This window comes from Qipengyuania sp. S6317L1, from assembly GCF_023015615.1.
Lineage (GTDB): Bacteria > Pseudomonadota > Alphaproteobacteria > Sphingomonadales > Sphingomonadaceae > Erythrobacter.
Genome location: NZ_JALKAJ010000002.1, coordinates 781,560 through 802,467, shown reverse-complemented (window position 1 = coordinate 802,467; position 20,908 = coordinate 781,560). Strand labels below are relative to the sequence as shown.

Genomic DNA, 20,908 nt, shown 5'->3' with positions numbered 1-20,908 from the left:
ATAAACTCTCTTAACAAACTGGCACCTTTGCGAAAGTTCGTAACGGGCCTTCGCCGCAAGTGGATCACGCGTGTAACCGGTGTGGAATTTGCTGACAATGTTAGCGTTTCGCTGACCGCGCGGTTCTCAAGCCGTTCGAGAGGCGCCATCGTAATAAGCCCGCACACGCTCATCGCCTTCAAATCGATGATCCGAACCACTCGAAGCGACGGCAGTGAGGGGCCTGTGCACATCAAAGAGAATTGTTTTATCGGAGGCGGCTCGTTGATCTTGCCCGGTGTTACCGTGGGCCCAAATGCGATTGTTGGGGCAGGCGCAGTTGTGTTTGGTGACGTCCCTCCCTATTCGATCGCCGCTGGAAACCCTGCTCGCATCATTGCAACCGATATCGAAGTTGGCCCCTATGGCCGTTTTCTGGACGCAGGGCCCAACAGGTAGCGCCCGAAAAATTCACAGGCATTGCCGTTCCCGCAGGAACCGAGCACCTTGATCTACTCCTTCTTAGGACCTTCGTTTTGACTGATAGCTTTCCTGAAAACCAACCTGCCAAGAAAATTGGTTTCGTCGGGACTTTCGATGTCGCCAATTATGGGGACTGCCTCTTCCCGGTGGTCTATATGCATCTGCTTTCACAGCGTATGGATGGGTTGGAATTTTCATACTATTCCCCCCTGGCCCGATCAGCTGAAATAATGGACTATGGGCCCATCAAAGCTCTCCCCGAAACGGTGCCTCAAATTGCCTTCGGGGAAGACGCGTTGATTTTGTGTGGCGGGGAGACCTTGTGGTTCGGCCACAGCAGCGGCACGTTCAATTTCCACAAATCGACGCTCAGCTCTTACCTGCGCTTGTGGCTCGCGCCTTGTATTGCAGCTTCCCGCGCCGAGGTGAATTTCTACGTCCACAGTGTTGGAATGCCGCGCGCTGACCTCGATGCGCCTCCAGAAATCGCCGAGGTGCTCAGTGCTGCCACTATGGTGAGTGTTCGCGATGAAGTGACCGCAAAACGACTGGGCAACCGCTTTCCCGTTGAAGTGGATCCCGTGTTTTCGCTGTCGAATATGAAGCGGCACACAGAATGGCAGAGCGAGGCGCGCAAATGGCTTCCTGCGGATTACGAAATCGGCAAATATCTCGTGGCTCAGGTGTCCATGCCCTATCTCGACAATGGGCTATCACAATGGTGTGAGCAGGTCGCAAAAACCGCCAGAAGCCATGATCTGCCGATCCTGCTTGTACCGATCTGCCATTTTATGGATGACCGCTACAACCTGGAAGAGGCGCGGTCGATTTTGATCGGGATGGGCATTGCCGAGCACCGGGTGTGCCTGCCGCCACTGGCAAGCAAGGATGTGATCGCCACTGCCTCCCTGCTTGGGATGAGCGCCGGGGTGATTACCAGCTCGCTTCATGCCTGCGTAACCGCTGTGTCATTCGGCGTTCCCTTCGCGGGGTTTGTCGGCAATGGAAAAGCGGACGGGAAACACCGTCAAACCCTGCTTGCGGCCGGTGTTGATTACGGCATGGCAATGGAGATCGAAGATCTGGCCCAGACCTTTGCCGATTCATCAAACCAGGATTGCGCTGCAGCGCAGTCTGTGGCGATCAAGCGTTCGTTGAGGGGGCTTGAGCCCTTGGTCAATGGATTACAACATGATGAGAACGCAAACAGACCTCTGCCACAAGCGACTATTGATGCGATGCTCTTCCATGATACACGCCCAACGAGGAACTTGCGCCTGGAGCTTAAACGCACAATTTTGCGCTGGGCCAACAAGTCGCAACTGCTAACGGATTTGTTGGTGGCTCGCCGCCGCGCTCGTATAAGGCGCAAGACTGCCTAGTTATGGTGCATTGAGGGAACAGACATGAACAATCCGAGCGATCTTCGCCGTCTGCCTCCTCCTACCATGCGGATGCGGCCTGCGCCTGTGTCGATGATCAATCCAAACTTGCGCGTTCTGCCGCTGGTTATCTTGATCTACTCTTTCCTGCTTTTGCCGATCGAGGTGAAGTTTGTTGCAGGCGGGCTGAACCTATACGCTTATCGGATTGGCATTCTGATCGCTCTGCCATTGCTGATCTACCTCGCGCCGAGGCGCACAGGCCAGTTTAGCAAAGTCGATTTTTTGGTTGCGACAGGGTGCATCTGGATGATGGTTTCCTTCGTCCAACTATACGGTCCAGGCGATGGCCTGGTCCGCTCTGTTGCGCTCGTTCTGGATACTTTTGGCGGCTATTTGATTGCGCGCGGTTCCATTTCGAGCCTCAATGACCTTCGCCGAGTTCTCATTCTCGTCCTTCCCGGTCTGCTATTTGCAGCAGCTTTCTTCATGATCGAAAGTGTTAGCGACCGGCTGATGATCCGCCCTTTTTTCAGCTCCATTTTCGGTAACGCTGTGAACTATGAGGGGGGAAGCGCGCGGGGGAATTTGAACCTTCTGTATGAAAGACGGCTTGGCCTGCGCCGAGCCTACAGCGTGTTTTCCTACCCCATCCTCGGGGGCATTATCCTGGCCTCCTTCTTGCCGCTGTTCCTGATGAGCGGCATAAGATCAAAAGCACTGTATGCGGGTATCATCGCGTCGTGCGCTGCATTTTTCTCGCTGTCATCTGCTACGTTCCTTGCGCTTGCGATGGGGGTCGGATTGGTTATTTCTGATCGTCTCCTGCCCTTGTTCCGCCCCTTGCGCTGGCCACTGCTCTCAGCGGTCCTGGTGTTCTACGCGATACTGGCAGAGATCGCTCTCAAAGGCGGTATTGTTGGTGTTGTAAGCCGTTTTACACTCAACCCTGCGACGGCCTATATCCGGCGCATGCAATGGAAGTATGGCGGTGAAACCGTTATGGAAAATCCATGGGTCGGGATCGGGTTCGGGCAGTACGATAGGCCCGAATGGCTTACGGGCGCGATTGATGCCCATTTTCTTGCTTTGGCTTTGCGGTTTGGCCTCATCCCGCCAATCCTGTTCGCGATCGCTATTGCTATTGTGATGATTTCGATTGGACGGGTGGCCCCTCGATTGGCCAAGAGCGAGCGCGATTTTCTGGTCGGGTTGAACATCATGATGACCATCCTGGTCTTTTCCTCGATGACCGTTACATATTTTTCCGAAGCCAATGTCTTCTTCATGATCGCCTTGGGAATAACGACATCCTGTCTGCTTGCTGTCTCAGGACAAACTATGCGGGGGCCGGCTCCGCTTTACCGTAGACCTGACAATAGAGTCGTACCGGCCCCGGAAATGGCGGCATCTTCGCAAAAGCGCACCACCCCTTAAGGTTCCCCTTGGAGCCCATTGAGCATGCTCGCTAGAAACAGCCTCTTCTCGCTTGCAGGAAGCATTATTCCTGTTGTGATTACAGTCGTTACGCTGCCATTTCTGCTGCAGTTCATAGGGGCAGAGCGTTATGGGGCTTTGGCGTTATGCTGGTTGATCCTGATATACGCTGCTCAAACACTGGGCGGGGTGGGCACGGCCATCACGCACGCAGTGGCGCGTTTCGGCGATGATGTTGCAGCAGCACGCGAGACCATGGTCAGCGGACTGATGACTACTTTGGTCCTGAGCGTATTTGCCTCAGGCCTTGCCTACGCTGTTTCGTGGGTCTTTTTCGCCGACTATTTTCAAGTCAGCGATACCGTCCAGCAAGAGCTGATGGACTCGGTTTGGCTCATCGCTGCCAGCACCTTTGTCAGTGGAGTTTCGCGCTCCTGCCATGGCGCACTGTATGGCAAAGGGCGCATTCCCAGTGCTTCGCTAGCCATCATGGTAGGCAACGGTGGCTTGCCGATCTTCGCGCTGTGTGCGGCCTATTGGATAAGCCCGGGCATGGTGGCGCTCTTGTGGGCTTCGTTGCTGGCTCGCTGTTTGGCTTTTGTCCTGATGCTGGCCGATCTGTGGCATTCGCAACTGCGCGGGCATCACCTGCAATATAGCTGGGCCAGCTCAAAAGAGCTGTTGCGTTTTGGCGTTTGGATAATGGTCACAATGTTCGTTGCTCCGGTGCTTGTGACAATGGACCGCATGGTTATAGGCGCGCAATTGGGCGCAATTGCTGTGGCTGCGTACACCATTCCTTTCCAGATCATCAGCCGGCTTCAACTTGTTCCCCAGTCTCTGATCAACGTACTTTTCCCAAGGCTCTCTGTCTCCGTAGGCGAAAAGGCCCGGCAGATGGCTCTGAACTATTCCGTCTTGATGACCGCATTCTTCGCGCCTGTAATTGTTGGGTTGATCATCCTTATAAAGCCACTGCTCGAATTCTGGCTGGGCTCTGAACTCGACCCGAGATCAGCCTCGGTAGGAACATGGCTATTGTGCGCCTTTTTGCTCAACGCGATTGTCAGCACGATGGTAATGTATCTGCAATCCCAGGAGCGCGGTGCGTTCGTCGCAAAATTTCAGATAGCTGAAACTTTGCCATATTTCGGTTTGCTGTTTTACTGCGCCACCACCTTTGGATTAGAAGGCGTTGTAGCAGCCTTCTTTGTGCGAAGAGCATTCGAAGCGATCATCTTCGTATGGCAATCGCGCCTAGGTAATTCAGGTTTTTGGATCACCCAGGTGCCAGCCATATTCGGTGTTGCTCTTGCTCTTCTTTTGGCTGACACGGTCGATCAATTCCTTTGGAAGCTTCTTCTAGCGATCGTGATAGCCTGTATGACCTTCACCGCTTCGGTCTGGTTCTTTCCGAAAGAACTGAAAACCATGGCCGGCGAGCAAGTTCGCAAACGACTGCCTGCTTTTGGCCATGGTTCCCAAAACTAGAAAGCGGCAATCTACTGCGCAGGGGCCGGTGCAAAAAGCAAAAGAGCGCTGAGACTTCGGCCGCTCACAGAATTGGAAACGGTGAAAGTTTCATTGTTCTGCTTGATCCAACCAAGTTGAAGTCCATCACCATAATTCAGACTTTCGATCTGCATCGCACCTGTCATCTCAGCTGCGCTGGATCCTGTGGAGGAGCCGAGGCCTGCGAAAACGAAGGTGTCATTTTGCGCTGGGGTTGAGGTTACGATGGTGGATCGTTCTGAAACGATCACAGGCGCAATCGGAGCGTTCTTGATCGATCCAGCAGCAATACCGACTTTGTCAGGTGTGTTCGTGCCTGTTGCTGTTGCATTGAGATCATAGGGACCGTCTCCGGGCAGGTTTGCCTCGTCGATCACAAATCCAGCAAATGCCTCAAGCGCGTTAGCAGGTGATTCTGAATTTGTGCCGCGGAAGAACACCCTGCTCATAGGTACCGTTCCGGCGGTTCCCGTAATCGAACAGGAGATGTCGGTGACCGCGTCGCTTGTGCCTGCACCAACCATCGCAAAGACGTATCGATCGCTTCCTGTGGCCGATAGGCCGCTTGCGCTAACAGAGCCGGCGGATCCGCCCGCGCTGATGCTGTCGACCAGAACGGGGCCGTTAACTGGCGGGGCTGATGCAGGTGCGACCGGGCCAACATCGGGGCTAATCGCAAAATTGAAGCCTCCCGGGCCAGATGCCTCGACCGCATAGGCTACAATCGTACCCTCATCAGCTGGCACCAATGTGTAAGTCGGATTGATCGCGCCAGCGATAGCACGCCCTTCGCGTAGCCATTGCCGATCATTCACAGTGCCGTTGGCAATGACGCCATCATCGCCAGTGAGCTCTTGCCCAACTTCAGCGATCCCGGTGACAGTCGGATCGACATCCCATGAGGGCGGTGAAACGCCTGTTCCAGGAGTGGCCGTTGCTGCAATCGCGCCCTTGGCAGCGGTCTGCGGGAAATCGGCGGCCGATACATCCTGCGAAACAACGGGAGCAGCGCCATTTGAAAGCAGTGAGCCAGCCGGATCAAAGTTTCCGTTAACAGCATCCACAAACAGGGTATCTGCATTGCCGCCGATTGATGTGCCAACCGTTCCGTCGGGCAGTCCAGTTTGCTCCTGAACATGATTGTTATCAACGGCTACCGCGCTTGCCAGCGGGTCGTCGTTACGCACGGAAAAGCGGCGTGCTACGTTGTTTGCAATAAGGGTATAGGCATCACCGGCCTGACCCTCAGCAGGGAGCAGAATTCGTTGGGTTGCGAGCGTATTATGAGCAAAAATGCAATGGCTGAACATCCCGCCAAGACCTGTAATCAAGCCTTCATCAAGAGTGCCCAGATTGTTGTAGAAGGCGTTGCCGATAAACACGCTATCATTCAGCCCAGGCGCCAATTGAATGAAAATGTTCTGCGCATCAATGCGCGTAAAACTGTTGAACGAGAACACGACGTTCTCGCGAAAGTCCTGCAAAATCGGCAGCTGATATATGTCTGAGTGGATATCGAAGTGGGTCGGCAGAGTGACAGGCACCGCAATATCTTCGGCCGGGTTACCATTGGTCGTACCGGGAGGGGAGAGAGCAGAGCCTTTGCGCGTGTTGTCGATCAATGTCGCAGACCAATCGGTTTGTGAATTGACCCAATCAACGGCACTTGAGATCCGGTAATTGGAATTGGCCTGGAAACCCTGTTCGCTCGGATCAAACTCAAAGCTCGCGCTGTCGGTGCCATCGACCCGCAAGACCAAGGTGCGCGGTGAATTGCGGATCGAGACAGTCGGTGTTCCAGTCCCTGAATAGGCGATGCTCATCGCATCGATGTTGGTGTAGTACGGGGCGCTCGAGTGATCATCGATCTCATTGCCGATAAAGCAAAGAACATCTTGTGCCAGATCAGCCCATGTGTGTGACGTGCGACACCCACGCACCAGAATTGCCTTGTCAAACGCATCGTTTACATCACTGACTTGGCAGTCTGTGAACCAGGCGCCGTTGCGGAAAAGACTTGGCACGAGATTGCGCGGTCCCAAACGCCACAAGTCTTCTCGGCCGCGGCTTTGGACGATATTCACCCCATCCAACCAGTGCTGGCCATCTTCCTGTTCGGTATAAAATTCCAACGTCTCGACGAAATCGATTGTGATTTGCGAACCCTTGAAATGAAGCCGGTCCATTCCAGGTCGCATGCGAGTGAAATCACCCTCCAGGGCAGGGGGCAATTGGCGCAGTGTGACCGGCGCGAGAGCTTCCACCCGGCACCAACCCGCTGGCGTATGGCCGCCACCGCTGCCCAATTCATATTCGCCCGCCTCCACTATCCGAATGCGTGGATGCTGAGCGTCTTGAATCCGCAAATGGGTCAAAGCGGCCTCTATCGTGACGAAGTCCGCCCCGCCACTGGACGCAACCGAGACGTCATAATCGAAGTCGTTCCTTGCCATCACGTAGCTGTATGGGCCTACGATACGTGATTGCATCGTGCTGTCGTTTGGAACCGCCTCCACATAGACTTCGGCAATTCCTTCTTTGGCCGACGGCCGGGACAAAGTGACCCACCAACCAAGGATCTGGTAGCTTGATCCATCTGGTCGCTCGAAGGTTCTGAAAGTCGGGCTGTCAACGCGAATCGTGTTGCCTTCACAATGAAATTTGACGTGCGACAGCCCAAGGTTTTCGACAAGCGATCCGTCGTTGTTCGCCGCAGCAAACACGCCAATTACGTTGGCAATTCGAACGGTTTCGCGCGGCGGCGTTAACAGACGGCACGCTGGCTTCGCCGTTGTTCTAGTTGGATCAGCGGGTATGCTGGCAAAGCCGCTGGAGGGCACGCCGCTCCAGTTGTTACCGGGCCTCAGGCTCTGATTGACCGGTTGGCCCGATGCAAACAGCGCGTAGCGCGAAAACTCATTGCCAAAGCCGCTTCCAAAGCCGAAGCCCACCATTAGATAAGCCCCACGAGATCTGTTGCTGTTGTGCCTGTTTGGCGAACCGCCGCAGGGCGAATATCGAGGATCGCACCGCTAGGGATGTTCCGGAACGTCACTTCTGTGTTGGTGCGAGCACTGGAAACGACAAGGTCGCCACCGGTACCGACATAGATCGCTTTTGGAACGAAGCCGAGGTCCGCGCTATCACTCGGTGCGATATCGAACCAGTCGCGTGACGGCGAAGTTACACTGTCAATGGTCGAAAAATGGTCTTGTGGCATTGGTGTTCTCCTTAGATTCGCAAGGAACATAAGAAGAACATAAGATGTAGGAAAGTGTTTCGTGTCAGAGGTAGTAGTGGAGCCACGTATTTCATTAAATCAATGAATTAGGTCGCCATAAAAGCCGACAGTTAGGCGGTTTCAACACAGTCACGTGTTTGGCTTTTGGGGGCTACAGACGGAACAGGTCTTGGCAGGGGGTTGTGGATACGCAGGGAACCAAGGGCCGACCCAACTGCTGTCCAAACTGATCTCGGGATCTCAAGTTTGTTGCGTCTGAGGCCATGTCACTTTATCAACCTGCCCTGTGTGAGGGACCCACGACCTGAAGATAGGTCGAGGCGCACAATCCTTGGCGCTTAGCTAACTATGGAACGCGAGTATGCCCCTCAATCAGCCGACATATGGAGCACAGATCTCCCTGGTTGCTTTTTTCCGGCAGTTTTTGGACATCCTGAAGCCCGAGGCTGATTTTTACTGGCTGGCGATAATCTACGGGATCGGCATCAGCCTGCTGTCTCTGGCGACACCGATTTCGGTGCAGATGCTCGTCAACACTGTCGCGAACACCGCGCTAACTGCTCCGCTTGTGATGCTGTCGCTTAGCCTGTTCGGCCTGCTGGTCCTGTTCGGGTTGCTTTACGCTTTGCGCATCCACTTGATGGAGATTTTTGCGAGACGGTTTTACGCGCGGATGGTGGCCGAGATTTCGCTCATTTCGGTCTATGCACAAGACCCCTTTTTCGCAGATCGTAAATCCTCGGCACTCTTCAACCGCTATTTCGATGTGGTCAACGTTCAAAAGGCGCTGCCTGTGCTCTTTGTCGGCGGATTCAGCGTAGTTCTGCAGGTTGCGGTCGGTTTCGTGCTTGTGTCGCTCTACCACCCGCTCTTTCTGGTTTTCACCCTGGTCATGTCTGCTCTGATTTGGGTGATCTGGCTGGTCTGGGGGGCAAGTGCGATCCGGACGGGGATTGATCTAAGCCATGCAAAGCACAACACAGCCAATTGGCTTGAGACCGTGGGTGGCTCCAACGGCTTCTTCAAATCCCAGCGCCGGATTGATTATGCGATCAAGCGCACAGATGACATGACGCATGAATATCTGACACAGCGCAAACGCCACTTCAGAAGGCACTTTTCACAAACCATCGCGTTTCTTTTGCTCTACGCGCTTGCAAGCGCTGCGCTCCTTGGCCTTGGAGGATGGCTGGTGATACAGGGGCAACTGACGCTTGGTCAGCTGGTCGCCGCCGAGCTCGTTTTGTCAGTCGCCTTTTTCGGGGTGGCTCAGCTTGGTACCTATCTCACCTACTTCTACGACCTTTGCGCAGCGGTCGAGGAAATCTCCCTGTTTCATCAGGTCGAGCAGGAAACAAGCGCCACTGGTGCGAAACTGGAAGGCCCAGATCACACTATTGTTTTTCAAGGTGTTGAAGGTCAGGCGCGACATGAGAAAGCTTGCTTCGAATTAACAATCCCGACCGGTGCGATAATGATGGCGCAGGCCAGTCACCACGGTGTGCAGCGCCTTTTTACAGACCTTCTTAAAATGCACGAACGACCCAAGGCGGGCATTTTGACCATGGGAGGCGCGGATTTCCAGGACATCGAGGCTTATAACCTTCGCAAAGATGTCCACGTCCTCGCAAGGCCGACTTTCGTTGGCATGACCATTCGCGAATATCTGACCCTGTCGTGCCCCAATACTGCCAGCAACCGCATGGTCAAAGCGCTTGAAACAGTGGGTTTGGGGCGCACCATCGCCAGCTTCGAAAAGGGCCTCGACACGCAGATCGCTTATACAGGTTGGCCGTTGTCGGCTGTCGAGTTGCAGCAACTCAAACTCGCCAACGCGCTTCTCGAGGAGCCGCGCGTTCTGGTCCTGAGTGCGCTGTTCGACCTCATCGACGAAGATCATCTCATGCGCGCAATCGCCGAACTGCGCGAGCAAGCGTACACAACAGTTATTTATTTTTCTTCCCGCAGAAACGATTTGGGCTTCAACAGCTTCCTTTTCCTCGAAGCCGACCGTCAAACGGTCTTCTCCGACTTCGCCAGCTTCCAACGCGCAACTCTGTCCAACGGGACACCGACACCATCTTTGCCTCCACAAGACGGGGAGGCGGGCTGATGCAAAAAAGCCCAACCAAGATCAAGGAGTTCACCGCTCTGCACGGGGTCAGTACACCGCGTGTATTCCGTGCTGTGACGGTGGTTGTCCTTGTAGCGATCCTGATTGCAATCGCGTTCCTCACATTTGTGCCCTGGGTGCAGACGACTGGCGGGCGAGGGGTGGTAACTACCATCAATCCAAACGAGCGCCAGCAGGAGATAAACGCCCTTGTCTCTGGCAGAATTGAGCAGTGGTATGTGGGTGACGGCAGCAAGGTCGAACAGGGCGATCCGATTGCCCGCATCGTCGACCTGGATCCCATGCTGATCAGCAGGCTCGAGGCTGAACGTGTGCAGATTGGTATCCAGCTGAATGCTGCGCAAAACGCACTCGCTACCGCAAGGCTCGACCTCGACCGGACGCGCGAGTTGTTTGAAGCAGGCTTGGCTGCGCGCCGCGACTATGAACAGGCGCAAATCAGAATTGAGCAATTGCGCGGTGATGTGGCCGGGGCACAGGCCAATCTCACGCAGGCTCAAACCCGGATCGCCCGGCAGTCCGAACAGGTCGTAAGAGCGCCGCGCGATGGTTTCATCCAATCGATTAATGCAGGCGATGCAGCCACGCTGGTCAGCGCCGGCCAGGTTCTCGCAACGTTCGTGCCTGAGCGACAAGAGCGTGTCATCGAAGTCTTCGTATCCGGGCGCGATGTGGCGCTGGTGCAGCCAGGTGCCAAGGCGCGGATCGAGTTCGAGGGCTGGCCTGCGGTACAGTTCAGCGGCTGGCCATCGGTGGCAGTGGGCACCTTTGCAGGAGAGGTAACAACAGTGGATCAGGTCGCGCAGCCCGATGGGCGTTCCCGCGTTCTCATCAAGGAAGACACCACCCAGGACACGCCTTGGCCAGGGGAGCGCTTCGCTCGGTTTGGGACCAATGTGCGCGCGTGGATATTGCTCGAGACAGTGCCTGTCGGTTACGAAATATGGCGACAATTGAACACTTTCCCGCCCGAGCTGCCGCAGCAAACTTCGGGCTCTGGTCAGGGGCAATAGATGAGGGCGCAGGCGTACTTGGCTCTTTGTGCGGCCAGCCTTGGGGCAGCGGCTCCTCTTGCCGCGCAAGACGTTGAGCCTGTTGTCCCACCCATTGAGCAGGCATTGGCAGAAGGGGCACTTTTGCCTGATGCTCTTTTGCGGTCCTCGGCGCGCACCTTCCCGTCGATACTCGCAGCGTTCGAAAAAGAAGCGGCCGCGCGCTCGGATCAATTGGCAGCGGAAGGCGCATTCGATTTGATGCTCGACGCGAAAGCCTATTCCAGGGTTACCGGCTTTTATTCAACGATTTACGTCGACACGAAAGCAACCCAGCCTTTGGAGCAGATGGGCGCCGAAGTTTTCGCATCCTATCGCCTGTCGAATGGCAGCTTTCCGATTTACGAGAACTACTTCAACACCAACGAATTTGGCGAGATCAAGATCGGCGGCGTTCTGCCCTTGCTTCGAAATTCGACCGTGGACAGCCGCCGTTTTGCACGGCGCGATGCACGGCTTGCCGCCTCGCAGGCCCAGCTTGATGTGCTTCTGGTCAAACTCAAGGTTCAAGCCGAAGCGCTCGGCGCATACTGGCGCTGGGTAGCGGCAGGGCGCGAGGTGGGCGTTTATGAGGAGCTTCTCGAAATTGCCCAAGCGCGCGCAGTCGGGCTGAACCGGGAGTTTCAAGAAGGCGCGGCCCCGCGCATCGCCGTGGTCGAGAATGAGCAGAACGTTTTGCGGCGAAAGACGCTTCTTGCAGAAGCTAAGAGGAAATTTGCAACCGCTTCAAATTCTCTCGGCTTTTACCTGCGCGGGAACGGCGGCCAAATGATCTTCCCTGATCGCCGGCATATACCGGGCACAGAGGATCTCGAGAGGCTGCCGCCGGTTGAGCGGCTGGTTGACACTCAACTTTCTCAAGCTGTTGCAAACCGCCCGGAGCTGGCGGATTTGGCACTGTCGATCGAACGCGCGCAAGCGAAGATTGGGCTGCGCCAAAACGATCTTCGACCAAGACTTGATGCAAGAGCAGAAATTAGCCGTGATTTCGGGCCGATTGGTGCGGGCGGTGCATCATTTGATGCAACCGATACGGTGGTGGGGGTGACGTTTTCTGTCCCTTTGCAGCGGCGAAGCGCGCAAGGTCGGCTGGACCGGGCTGAAGCGGAGCTGCGCGCGCTTGAACTTGATCGGCAGCGTGTCAGCGATGAACTCACGGTCGAGCTTGAGAATATCGTGACAAACCTCGAAGCGGCTATGGAGCTTTCAAGCCTTGCAGAAGCCGAGCTTGCGCAGGCGCGCCAGATGGTGACGGCAGAGCGTCGCCGCTTATCACTGGGCGCCGGTGATTTCTTTCTCGTCAATGTCCGCGAAGAAACCGCGGCATCGGCGCAAATCAGTCAGATCAGGGCGGAGCTCAACGGGCGCCTATCGGCAGCAAATTATGATACGGCTGTGATGAATCTGGACGCTTTAGGGCTCGAATAGAGGCCGCCATCACGGGCTCACGATTGGCGTGACCTGAATACGCGTGCGCAAAGTGGGGAGCTGCACGTGTTTTCTCGTGACTGCACGGCCCACAATGCGTAGATCGCGCAAGCACTTCCATCTCTTCCATAGCCTTCAGGTCCCCTCGCGAAACCATGCTTGCACCTCCCGAAACTGCCGAAGTTACGGTTATCATCGTCAGCTGGAACACGCGTGAATTGACGCTCAAGGCGATTGAGACTCTGCTTCAAAATGCAGGCGATGTCGCGATGCACGTTGTGGTGTGGGACAATGCGTCTGCGGACGGATCAGCGCAGGCGATTGCAGAGGCGTTTCCCGAAGTTGAACTGATAGCGCATGATGACAACATCGGGTTTGCCGAGGCCAATAATCGTGTCGCAGCCCGCGCCAAAACCGAGTGGCTGTTGCTGCTCAATCCGGACACTGAAACGCACCACAAAGCGGTTGAGAACCTACTGAGTTTCGCAAAGGCAAACCCAAAAGCCGGTATTGTCGGGGGACGTACGGTCTTCCCCGATGGGTCGTTGAACCCGGCGTCTTGTTGGAAGAAGTCTTCGCCATGGAGCCTGTTCTGCAGTGCGTTTGGCCTCAGCCGTGCCTTTCCTAATTCGCCATTCCTGAACCCTGAGGCGATGGGCGGTTGGAATCGGGACAGCGTGCGCGAGGTCGATATCGTGGTGGGCTGCTTCTTCCTCTTGAAGCGCGAGTTGTGGAATGAGCTTGGCGGCTTTGATTCCAAATATTTCATGTATGGCGAAGAGGCCGACATGTGCCTTCGTGCTGCCCAGCTTGGATATTCACCGATGGTGACCCCAGACGCGCAGATCATGCACCTCGTTGGCGCATCGACAAAGCTTCGCAGCGAGAAACAGATCAAGCTGATGCGAGCCAAGACCAGTCTGATCGAGGATCACTGGCCAGCGAGCCTCGTGCCCCTTGGCCGCTTCCTCATGTGGTGCTGGATCGCCAACCGTAAGCTCGCCTCCTCGCTCAAGGCGATGATCTTTGGCAAAACGCAGGCAGCCGAAGAATGGAACAAGATATGGAAGGCGCGGACCGACTGGCTCAAGGGCTATTGAGGCGGTTTAACCTGGCACGGCAGCACTAAGCGCGGCAGAATAGTTTTGCGCGATAGCGCGGCGTGTAAACTGTTCAAGAGCACCTGACTTCTGCCAGTCGTGAAGCGCGCGCTTCATGCTTTCTTCTTCATCCACCGCGCGCTGCATCGCTTCAGCAATGGCTTCAGGAGAACCGGCGTCCACGCCTTGTGCAAACGGCAGCGCGTCGAAGTAGCCATCGATTGCGGTGCCCTTGGGATAGATGATCGGCAAACCTGCAAAAAGTGCTTCGACAAATACGAGGCCAAAGGACTCTGCACGAGACGGTACAACGAGGGCGCAGGCGCCGTTCATTCGTTTCTGCATCGCATCGCGATCGACAGGCCCATCAAAACGGATCTGCGAGGCATCAGCGGCAATTGTCTTGCATTTTGCGAGTTCTGCCTCGCTCCCGCCGCCAAGAATGGCAATCGAACGCTTGCCTGCATCGCGAGCGAGCAATCGCGCAGCGCTTGCAAGACCATCGAGATTTTTGACCTTGTGGTTCTTGAGGTGGAACACCGAGATAATGTCTCCACCCGTTATGTGTGGTTCGATTATTTGATCGAGCTCGGTGGGACAGGGGATCAGGTGGATCCCATCTTTGCGCTTACCCAACATGGCTTCGATCGCGCCGCGAGCAATGGGCGTGAAAGTGCAGACCATTTGCGCATTTTGATAGATCGTGCGGAAATTTTTGCCAAGGTCAGGCCGGGCTTTCAATATCCGTCTGTCGGTGTTTCCCTGGATGGTCAGGGCGTAGGGGATGCCGGTGAGCGCGCTCGCCTTCGCAACGGCGATGCCTTCAATCGTTAGCTTGTGACCGACCAAAAGATGCGGTGGTTCGCTCTGTGATCGGATCAACTCTGCCAGATATTCGCCCAAACGCTCCAGCATTGTGCGGTGAAAGATGCCGCTTGGTGGAGCGAGGTATTCAAGTGCGACACCTCTCTCAAACGTCTGCACGCGGTGCACCGGTCCCTTGCGGTCTGATCTTGGCGCAAACCCTTCGAAGAGTGCACTGGGCGATGGTGTTCTGCGATTGATTGAGACGACACGGTGGTCAAAATCATCCTCGGTAAGGTCGAGGAAGCTTTTGATCACCGGTGTTTTGAACGGCTCGATGGGATCGGGATAATCCCCGGAGATATGGAGTATGCGGCTGGTCATATCCCGCTCTGCTGCCGTTAACGCTGGAACAAGTCGTCAGCAAAACTGACGATTTGCGAATGTCACACCGCCGCCTGTAGCGGGGCGCAGCTACTCTTTGTTGTCGCCGTATTGGTAGTAGCTGTATTGATAGCTGTAGTCCTGGCCCGCTTCGAGTGCACGGTATTTGGTAAGGATCACACCTAGCATCTTCGCACCGCTGGCTTGCAGACGCCGCTTGGCTGCCTTCGCCTTGCCGAATTGAATACGGTTCGCTTCCATCACGAAAATCGTGCCGTCAACGACGCGCGAAAGCATTGGTGCATCGGCAAGGCCCATGACCGGGCTCGAATCGAAAATGATCAGCGAATAATCATTGCGGTACTTGGCAATCATTTCGCCAAGATAGCTTTCAGACAAAAGCTCGGTCGGGCTGGCTGGAATTTCGGCAATCGCGAGGATGTCGAGATTCTCATGCACGCCTTTGATGACCGCATTTTCAAGCTCGGTGTGGCCAAGAAGGACCTCGACCAAGCCCACCTTCGGTTTCTCGATATCGAGAAGCTTCGCAATCGTCGGGCGACGAAGGTCGGCGTCGATCAGCAGCGTCTTGCGTCCCATACGAGCGAAAAGCTCTGCCAGAATCACGGCAGTCGTGGACTTACCCTCGGACGCCTCGGTGCTGGTGAATTGCAGCACGTTACGGTCGCGCGAGAGCGAGAAGTCGATGCTCGAGCGGATCGAGGCGTAGGATTCCATCAGCGTGCTGAAATCATTGCCGAATACTTCGATGTCGCGCTCATCGACATAAGGCGTCTGACCAAACAGTGGCAGGCCAAGCTTGTCCTCGACCTCTTCGAGCGAACGAATGCGATCGTCGAAGGTTTCACGCAGGAGCGCAAGGCCGCCTGCCAGAGCGATACCGGCGACAAGCGCCATGGTGAGGTTGACCGAAAGACTTGGGGCATAAGGCGTCGAAGGCACGACTGCGCTATCAAGCTTGTTAAAGGCACCTGTGTCGACATTCGCAGCCGAACTCACCTGGTTGTAACGGGTCAGCAGCGATTCAAGCTGGCCGCGCAGCGCCTCGGCCTCGCGTTCCAGCACGCTCAACTGCACCTGATCGTCCTGCTCGCTCAGCGTCTCGCCAGTCAGGCTGTTAAGCTCTGCTTGCAATGCCTGTTCCTGGTTGCGTGCAACGATGTAGTCGTTGCGGATCGAAGCCTTGATTGAATTGCCGCGCTCTTCAATCTGCCGGTCAAGAATTGCGATCTGCTGCAGCAGGTTCTGGATCTGAGGAAATTCGTCGTTGTAACGCTGACGCAGTTCGACAAGATCGTTTTCCTTGGAAATCTTGTCAGACACCAGGTTTTGAAGGACCGAATTGGTTTGCACCGCTGGAAGCTGATCGGCTGGCGCATTTTGAATAGCGCGCCATTTCTGCTCGGCTGCGATGCGTTCAGCGCGCGCTTGCGAGAAACGGGCGTTCGCGCTGGCAAGGTTAGTGCTGGTGAGGGTGGTCGGACCTGCGCCCCCCTCTTCGCCGGGCTGGACAATGATCTGGGCGCTTCGGGCGTAGTTGTTCGTTGCTTCCTCAGCCTCTTCGAGGCGTCCACGAACCAATGTAATCTGATCGAGCAGATACTCCTGAGCATATTCATTAGTCTCAAGCGAGTTGGCCGTGTCAGATACCGCGAAAGCATCAGCATATCCGTTGGCAAGTTCAGCTGCCAAAGCAGGATCAGACGAACGATAGCCGATGGAAATGATCCAATTGTCGTCGGGGATGGCGGCGGTCACTGACGATTGAAGCCGCCCGGCTGCGGCCTCTTTTCTTGTCTTGGCCCATTGCTCATCGCTCATGTTCGGCGGACGACTTTCGTCGAAATCGGCGCCCAAAATCGCATCGCGCTCACCCAGGTTCAGGTTTTCGACCACGGTCGTTGCAAGGTTGCGCGACTGGATGACTGCAATTTGGGTCTGAAGGAAATCGAAAACCTGGTTGCTGGCAATCCCGCCTTCGATGTCCTGCCCTTCGACGATGTATTGACCGTAAGGTTCGACCTTAACCGTTGCCCGCGCTTCGTACATCGGTGTTGCCAACAAGGTGACGATGAGGCCAACGATGAGCGATGCGACAATCACGCCCGCGAGCAGCCAACGCTGACGATAGAGCATGCCGCGAATTACGGAGAGGTCGAGAAGTGGGCGTGGCGCCTCAAAATGGCCGACGGGCTGGCCGTCGGGCATATAGGCATCAACCCACCCTTGACGCGGGTCCTGGCCTGGCGCCTGCATAAGCGAACGGTCGTTCATGGTGTCTTAGTTGCCGCTTTGGATCGCGACTGTGGCGAATACGCCAAGCGCCGGGAGTGTTTTCAAAACGTCTTGGTAGAAAACGGAAAGACCATCGGTGCCGATGACAACGCGATCGCCCGGTGCAAGCACGGGGTCAAGCATCGTGCCTTGACGCATCTGGCCGTAGTCGAAAAGCGCGATCATCACGCCGTCGGGACTTTCACGGAAAACTGCGACTTGCTGTGTATTGGCGGTACGGGTTGGTCCGCCGCCCATGGCAATCGCTGAAGACAGGCGTGAGCCCGGCTGGAAAGTGTAGACGCCCGGGTCCTCAACGGAACCCTCGACGGTGACGAGGTGCGAGGCGTAATTGGCAATGTTTACACTGACCATCGGGCTGCGAAGGCCGGCTGCGAGCAAACGCTGCGCTATGTCTTGCTCAAGCTCGCGGGTCGTGAGACCGGCGGCCGGGATTGTGCCAAGCAGCGGCATCGAGACAGAGCCGTCCACGCCGAGCATCACTTCTGTAAGAGAAAGGTCGGGCTCGCGGAAAACATTGATCGAAATTTGGTCCGACGCGCGCAAAGTGTAAGTTGACGGACGGGCTTGTGAGTAAAGGCCTTGGCCAAGATCAGTACGCGGCTGCGATACCGCAGCGCCGATGACCGGTGCTGGTGTAGAAGCACATCCAGTTACGCCGAAAGCAGCCACGAGAGCTGCTGCACCGAATTGTTTTGTGATACTCATACGTTCCCTTTTCACCCCATTTTGGACCTTCTCTTAGAGAGGCTATGTGCGCAGCGCAACATGTTTGCGGGGGGCACAAATGGCTTCGTCACGGGCGGTCCATTTCGGGACGCACCATAAGGTGAGCGCAAAATTGCAGCTCAATGTTGCACCGCAGCGCGCACTGACGCTATTGCGCTGCCTTGCAATCAATCGTGAGGGTATCGCCGGTGCAAGCCGAATTTTCATTGCTTAGCCTTATTGCCTGCGGAATCTACGCAATGGTTGCTTTTGCATGCGTGAAGGCGGCTGGCGAAGCGCGCGCCAAACGTCAGCAGGGTTGGCATGCGAAGACCTGGACTTCTATCGCGATATTCTTTGCCATCCTCATCATCACACGGCTTGTTGGGCTCGAGGACCTCCTTCGTGAGGGACTTCGTGAATGGCTCCAGGCTGAGGGCCTTCGCGATCGCAGGCGTGCTATTCAAGGGCCCGCTATCGCTGTTGCCATCGCGCTTTTTGCAGCTGCCGGCATGCTCGCGGTTTACTGGGTGGCTCAGCGTATTTCGGGGCGGCGCAATATCGCCGTTGCCGCGGCTTTGGGAGCATGTGGAGCGATGGTTGGCGTCATTGCCTTGCGTATCATCTCGTTTCACGCACTTGATCGCTTTTTGAACGGTCCTCTCAAGCTCAACTGGGTAGGGGATATGGGGGCAAGCTTTGCGGTTCTGGCCTTTGCAATTTATTACATCGGGATCGTGACAGGCCGGATCGCGCGCAAACGCTAAAGTTTGCCGGTTTCGATAAAGCTGCCAATCGCTTGGCGAAGCTGGGCTGCCGTGGCGGAGATGGGCGCATCGCCGGCATTTGTTGATAGCCCTTCATCAATCCGCGCTGGAAGTTCGGTTTCATCCATCGCGATCAGCACGCCGGGGCGACCGTCGAGATGGCGCGCAGTGGCGACCTGGTGGTCGTTGCGGTGCTCGCCGTGGTCAAAGCGCCTCGGGAAGAGGACTATTGGCTTGCCAAAGCGTTGCGCCGTCAGAACCGTGCCGATCCCGGCATGGGCGACTATCAATTGGCAGCGCCCGATCAGTTGTTCAAACTCGGCGGGCGCAATGCTGATGCGTGCCTCCATATTCCGGGGCGTATATTCGCCCCTTCCAACTTGCGCGATAACCTCCATCCCAAGGCTCGGGGCGAGCTGGTCCATCGTCTCGATCAGTCGGTCAAAGCCGAGCTGCATGCCGACAGTCACAAGGATCATAGCACCGCGCCCTTATATTTGACCGCCGAGCCGTCAGCCAGATGCTCCCATTGGGTGAGGCAGGCATGAGCGGTTTTCTTGGAAAGCTTGCCGCACATTGAAAGCTCTTCTCCATTGGCAACGCTGTCGATCCAGAGCGTTTTTGCGCCTACGAGCCTCCCTGCCAGAAGGCAGAAATATCCCGGAGCTGCGCCTGTCGAGAGCACAATGTGAGGACGATGCTTGAGAATGATTTTGGCAGCAACCACCGCGCACAAGAAAGCCTTTAGGGGAGTGTTCTGATTGCAGTCCGGCAAAATGTCTGCGTCAGCAAGGCCGCGCTGCGCCGCGATCTTGGCGTCGGTCGTGGCAAATGCGACATCATAGGCCTCGAGCGTCTCTCTCAGAAGCATCAACTGCTCCCAATGCCCCCCACCAGAGGCAACGGCGAGCACCTTGCGACGCGCCCCAATGGCAGTTTTTGCCTGCTCTTGTCCCATGACTGTGCTTATCGTTCCCAACCTGTGTTCGGCCCTGCCATAAAGTGCTCACCCGTGCCCGGCAATGTGGAAAGCTTGCTCTTGCCCCCGCTTATCGGCACACAGGCCTGCAAATAATTCAAGAGAGGATGAGATCGAATTATGACCAGCGCGAAAGGGCCGCTTACCGGCCTGAAAGTCATGGAATTTGCAGGGATTGGTCCGGGTCCGCACGTCGGGATGCTGCTCGCTGACCTTGGCGCAGAAGTTGTGCGTATTGACCGCCCGGGCGGGGCGACCATGAACCCCGTGGTTGAGCGCGCGCGTCACCGGGTCATGGTGGACCTCAAAAGCGAAGAAGGGCTCAAGTTTTGTCGCGATGCCGCGAGCAAGGCCGATGTGCTGATCGAAGGGCTTCGTCCCGGTGTGATGGAGCGTTTAGGCCTTGGTCCTGATGAGTTGCTCGAAGCAAACCCGCGCCTTGTCTATGCGCGCATGACCGGCTGGGGGCAGGACGGCCCGCTTGCCAAGGCCGCCGGACACGACATCAATTACATCGCGATCACTGGCGCGTTGGACGCGGTCGGCAAGAAAGGCGAAGTACCGATCCCGCCGCAAAACCTGATCGGTGATTTCGGCGGCGGTTCCATGTATTGCGCCTTTGGCATAATGGCCGCGCTTTACGAGCGCGCGCAGTCTGGCAAGGGTCAGGTTGTCGATGCGGCGATTGTCGACGGCGTGACCAGCCTGATGAGCTTCTTCTTCGGCCAGCAGCACGGCATGATACGCACCAATGAGCGCGGCACTGGAATGCTCGGCGGGGGCGCACACTTCTATCAGTGTTATGAATGCGCAGACGGCAAGGAAATCTCACTGGGTTCCATTGAGCCGCAATTCTACGCCGAACTGGTTGCACGCATTGGTGCGCCAGAGCTCGCCGATGGGCAGATGAACCCTGCAAACTGGGTGGACTATGCGGAGAAGCTGACCGCGCTTTTCAAAACCAGGACGCAAGGAGAGTGGAACGAGATCCTCGAAGGGACCGACGTTTGCTACGGACCGGTCGTCGGCCTCGATGATGCGCCCAATCACCCGCACATGAAAGAGCGCGGTGTCTATATCGAGCACGAAGGAGAGACGCACCCGGCACCCGCGCCCCGTTTCAGCCGCACGCCCGGCAAAGTGCGTTCAAGCGACGACAATGGCGATGCGGTCGTCAAGAGCTGGCTCGCGGAAGGGTAGGG

Annotated in this window: 17 protein-coding genes; 10 read left to right on the top strand and 7 right to left on the bottom strand. The window is 56.2% G+C overall.

Going from position 1 to position 20,908, the window contains the following annotated elements; all coding sequences use genetic code 11:
• The first annotated feature begins 27 nt into the window (after nucleotides 1-27).
• The 4 genes from MWU38_RS05185 (at nucleotide 28) to MWU38_RS05170 (ending at nucleotide 4,772) form a co-directional block, all read left to right on the top strand.
• Nucleotides 28-438: an acyltransferase gene (locus tag MWU38_RS05185; protein ID WP_247270751.1), complete on the top strand. Its 411-nt coding sequence runs from the start codon at nucleotides 28-30 to the stop codon at nucleotides 436-438.
• A 77-nt stretch (nucleotides 439-515) separates the two neighbouring features.
• Nucleotides 516-1,844, top strand: coding sequence for a polysaccharide pyruvyl transferase family protein (locus MWU38_RS05180; RefSeq protein WP_247270750.1), 1,329 nt, complete (start codon nucleotides 516-518; stop codon nucleotides 1,842-1,844).
• A gap of 153 nt (nucleotides 1,845-1,997) precedes the next feature.
• A complete protein-coding gene (locus tag MWU38_RS05175) occupies nucleotides 1,998-3,281 on the top strand; it encodes a hypothetical protein (RefSeq protein ID WP_247270749.1) in 1,284 nt (427 codons plus the stop codon).
• 24 nt (nucleotides 3,282-3,305) lie between these two features.
• Nucleotides 3,306-4,772 carry an oligosaccharide flippase family protein gene (locus tag MWU38_RS05170; protein ID WP_247271245.1) on the top strand — a complete coding sequence of 489 codons (1,467 nt, stop codon included), beginning with the start codon at nucleotides 3,306-3,308 and terminating at the stop codon, nucleotides 4,770-4,772.
• A gap of 11 nt (nucleotides 4,773-4,783) precedes the next feature.
• Here MWU38_RS05170 and MWU38_RS05165 read toward each other — a convergent pair whose 3' ends face one another.
• Both MWU38_RS05165 and MWU38_RS05160 read right to left on the bottom strand, forming a co-directional pair.
• Complete coding sequence (locus tag MWU38_RS05165; RefSeq protein WP_247270748.1) at nucleotides 4,784-7,747, bottom strand: hypothetical protein; 2,964 nt, start codon at nucleotides 7,745-7,747, stop codon at nucleotides 4,784-4,786.
• Nucleotides 7,747-8,013, bottom strand: a complete 267-nt coding sequence (locus tag MWU38_RS05160) for a hypothetical protein (RefSeq protein ID WP_247270747.1) — start codon at nucleotides 8,011-8,013, stop codon at nucleotides 7,747-7,749. Before MWU38_RS05160 ends, MWU38_RS05165 begins: the two co-directional genes overlap by 1 nt.
• A gap of 445 nt (nucleotides 8,014-8,458) precedes the next feature.
• Here MWU38_RS05160 and MWU38_RS05155 point away from each other — a divergent pair, with 445 nt between their 5' ends.
• From MWU38_RS05155 to MWU38_RS05140, 4 genes are all read left to right on the top strand, one after another.
• Complete coding sequence (locus tag MWU38_RS05155; protein WP_247270746.1) at nucleotides 8,459-10,147, top strand: ABC transporter ATP-binding protein; 1,689 nt, start codon at nucleotides 8,459-8,461, stop codon at nucleotides 10,145-10,147.
• A complete protein-coding gene (locus MWU38_RS05150) occupies nucleotides 10,147-11,181 on the top strand; it encodes an HlyD family efflux transporter periplasmic adaptor subunit (protein WP_247270745.1) in 1,035 nt (344 codons plus the stop codon). The genes MWU38_RS05155 and MWU38_RS05150 overlap by 1 nt, the downstream gene beginning before the upstream one ends.
• An 18-nt stretch (nucleotides 11,182-11,199) precedes the next feature.
• Nucleotides 11,200-12,648, top strand: a complete 1,449-nt coding sequence (locus tag MWU38_RS05145) for a TolC family protein (protein ID WP_247270744.1) — start codon at nucleotides 11,200-11,202, stop codon at nucleotides 12,646-12,648.
• A 155-nt stretch (nucleotides 12,649-12,803) separates the two neighbouring features.
• Nucleotides 12,804-13,748, top strand: a complete 945-nt coding sequence (locus MWU38_RS05140; RefSeq protein WP_247270743.1) for a glycosyltransferase family 2 protein — start codon at nucleotides 12,804-12,806, stop codon at nucleotides 13,746-13,748.
• A 6-nt stretch (nucleotides 13,749-13,754) separates the two neighbouring features.
• On the opposite strand, the gene MWU38_RS05135 is transcribed toward MWU38_RS05140, so the two are convergent.
• The 3 genes from MWU38_RS05135 to MWU38_RS05125 all read right to left on the bottom strand — a co-directional run bounded on the left by MWU38_RS05135 (nucleotide 13,755) and on the right by MWU38_RS05125 (nucleotide 17,960).
• Complete coding sequence (locus tag MWU38_RS05135; RefSeq protein ID WP_247270742.1) at nucleotides 13,755-14,936, bottom strand: glycosyltransferase; 1,182 nt, start codon at nucleotides 14,934-14,936, stop codon at nucleotides 13,755-13,757.
• Between the two features lie 90 nt (nucleotides 14,937-15,026).
• Complete coding sequence (locus MWU38_RS05130; RefSeq protein WP_247270741.1) at nucleotides 15,027-17,231, bottom strand: polysaccharide biosynthesis tyrosine autokinase; 2,205 nt, start codon at nucleotides 17,229-17,231, stop codon at nucleotides 15,027-15,029.
• A 6-nt stretch (nucleotides 17,232-17,237) separates the two neighbouring features.
• Entirely contained in the window at nucleotides 17,238-17,960 is a 723-nt protein-coding gene (locus MWU38_RS05125; protein WP_247270740.1) for a polysaccharide biosynthesis/export family protein, read from the bottom strand.
• A 260-nt stretch (nucleotides 17,961-18,220) separates the two neighbouring features.
• On the opposite strand from MWU38_RS05125, the gene MWU38_RS05120 reads away from it, so the two are divergent.
• Entirely contained in the window at nucleotides 18,221-18,727 is a 507-nt protein-coding gene (locus MWU38_RS05120) for a hypothetical protein (RefSeq protein WP_247270739.1), read from the top strand.
• On the opposite strand, the gene MWU38_RS05115 is transcribed toward MWU38_RS05120, so the two are convergent.
• On the bottom strand, nucleotides 18,724-19,206 hold the full coding sequence (locus tag MWU38_RS05115) for a glycosyltransferase (protein ID WP_247270738.1): 483 nt from the start codon (nucleotides 19,204-19,206) through the stop codon (nucleotides 18,724-18,726). The genes MWU38_RS05120 and MWU38_RS05115 overlap by 4 nt on opposite strands.
• On the bottom strand, nucleotides 19,203-19,685 hold the full coding sequence (locus MWU38_RS05110) for a UDP-N-acetylglucosamine transferase subunit ALG14 (RefSeq protein WP_247270737.1): 483 nt from the start codon (nucleotides 19,683-19,685) through the stop codon (nucleotides 19,203-19,205). Before MWU38_RS05110 ends, MWU38_RS05115 begins: the two co-directional genes overlap by 4 nt.
• 141 nt (nucleotides 19,686-19,826) lie before the next feature.
• On the opposite strand from MWU38_RS05110, the gene MWU38_RS05105 reads away from it, so the two are divergent.
• On the top strand, nucleotides 19,827-20,906 hold the full coding sequence (locus tag MWU38_RS05105; protein ID WP_247270736.1) for a CaiB/BaiF CoA-transferase family protein: 1,080 nt from the start codon (nucleotides 19,827-19,829) through the stop codon (nucleotides 20,904-20,906).
• Nucleotides 20,907-20,908: the final 2 nt, after the last annotated feature.

Excerpts from the sequence above, each read along its gene's own strand:
- MWU38_RS05170 (WP_247271245.1), top strand. The coding sequence starts at position 3,306 with ATGCTCGCTAGAAACAGCCTCTTCTCGCTTGCAGGAAGCATTATTCCT.
- MWU38_RS05150 (WP_247270745.1), top strand. The coding sequence starts at position 10,147 with ATGCAAAAAAGCCCAACCAAGATCAAGGAGTTCACCGCTCTGCACGGG.
- MWU38_RS05120 (WP_247270739.1), top strand. The coding sequence starts at position 18,221 with ATGGTTGCTTTTGCATGCGTGAAGGCGGCTGGCGAAGCGCGCGCCAAA.
- MWU38_RS05135 (WP_247270742.1), bottom strand. The coding sequence starts at position 14,936 with ATGACCAGCCGCATACTCCATATCTCCGGGGATTATCCCGATCCCATC.
- MWU38_RS05160 (WP_247270747.1), bottom strand. The coding sequence starts at position 8,013 with ATGCCACAAGACCATTTTTCGACCATTGACAGTGTAACTTCGCCGTCA.
- MWU38_RS05130 (WP_247270741.1), bottom strand. The coding sequence starts at position 17,231 with ATGAACGACCGTTCGCTTATGCAGGCGCCAGGCCAGGACCCGCGTCAA.
- MWU38_RS05140 (WP_247270743.1), top strand. The coding sequence starts at position 12,804 with ATGCTTGCACCTCCCGAAACTGCCGAAGTTACGGTTATCATCGTCAGC.
- MWU38_RS05115 (WP_247270738.1), bottom strand. The coding sequence starts at position 19,206 with ATGATCCTTGTGACTGTCGGCATGCAGCTCGGCTTTGACCGACTGATC.
- MWU38_RS05125 (WP_247270740.1), bottom strand. The coding sequence starts at position 17,960 with ATGAGTATCACAAAACAATTCGGTGCAGCAGCTCTCGTGGCTGCTTTC.
- MWU38_RS05105 (WP_247270736.1), top strand. The coding sequence starts at position 19,827 with ATGACCAGCGCGAAAGGGCCGCTTACCGGCCTGAAAGTCATGGAATTT.
- MWU38_RS05110 (WP_247270737.1), bottom strand. The coding sequence starts at position 19,685 with ATGGGACAAGAGCAGGCAAAAACTGCCATTGGGGCGCGTCGCAAGGTG.
- MWU38_RS05165 (WP_247270748.1), bottom strand. The coding sequence starts at position 7,747 with ATGGTGGGCTTCGGCTTTGGAAGCGGCTTTGGCAATGAGTTTTCGCGC.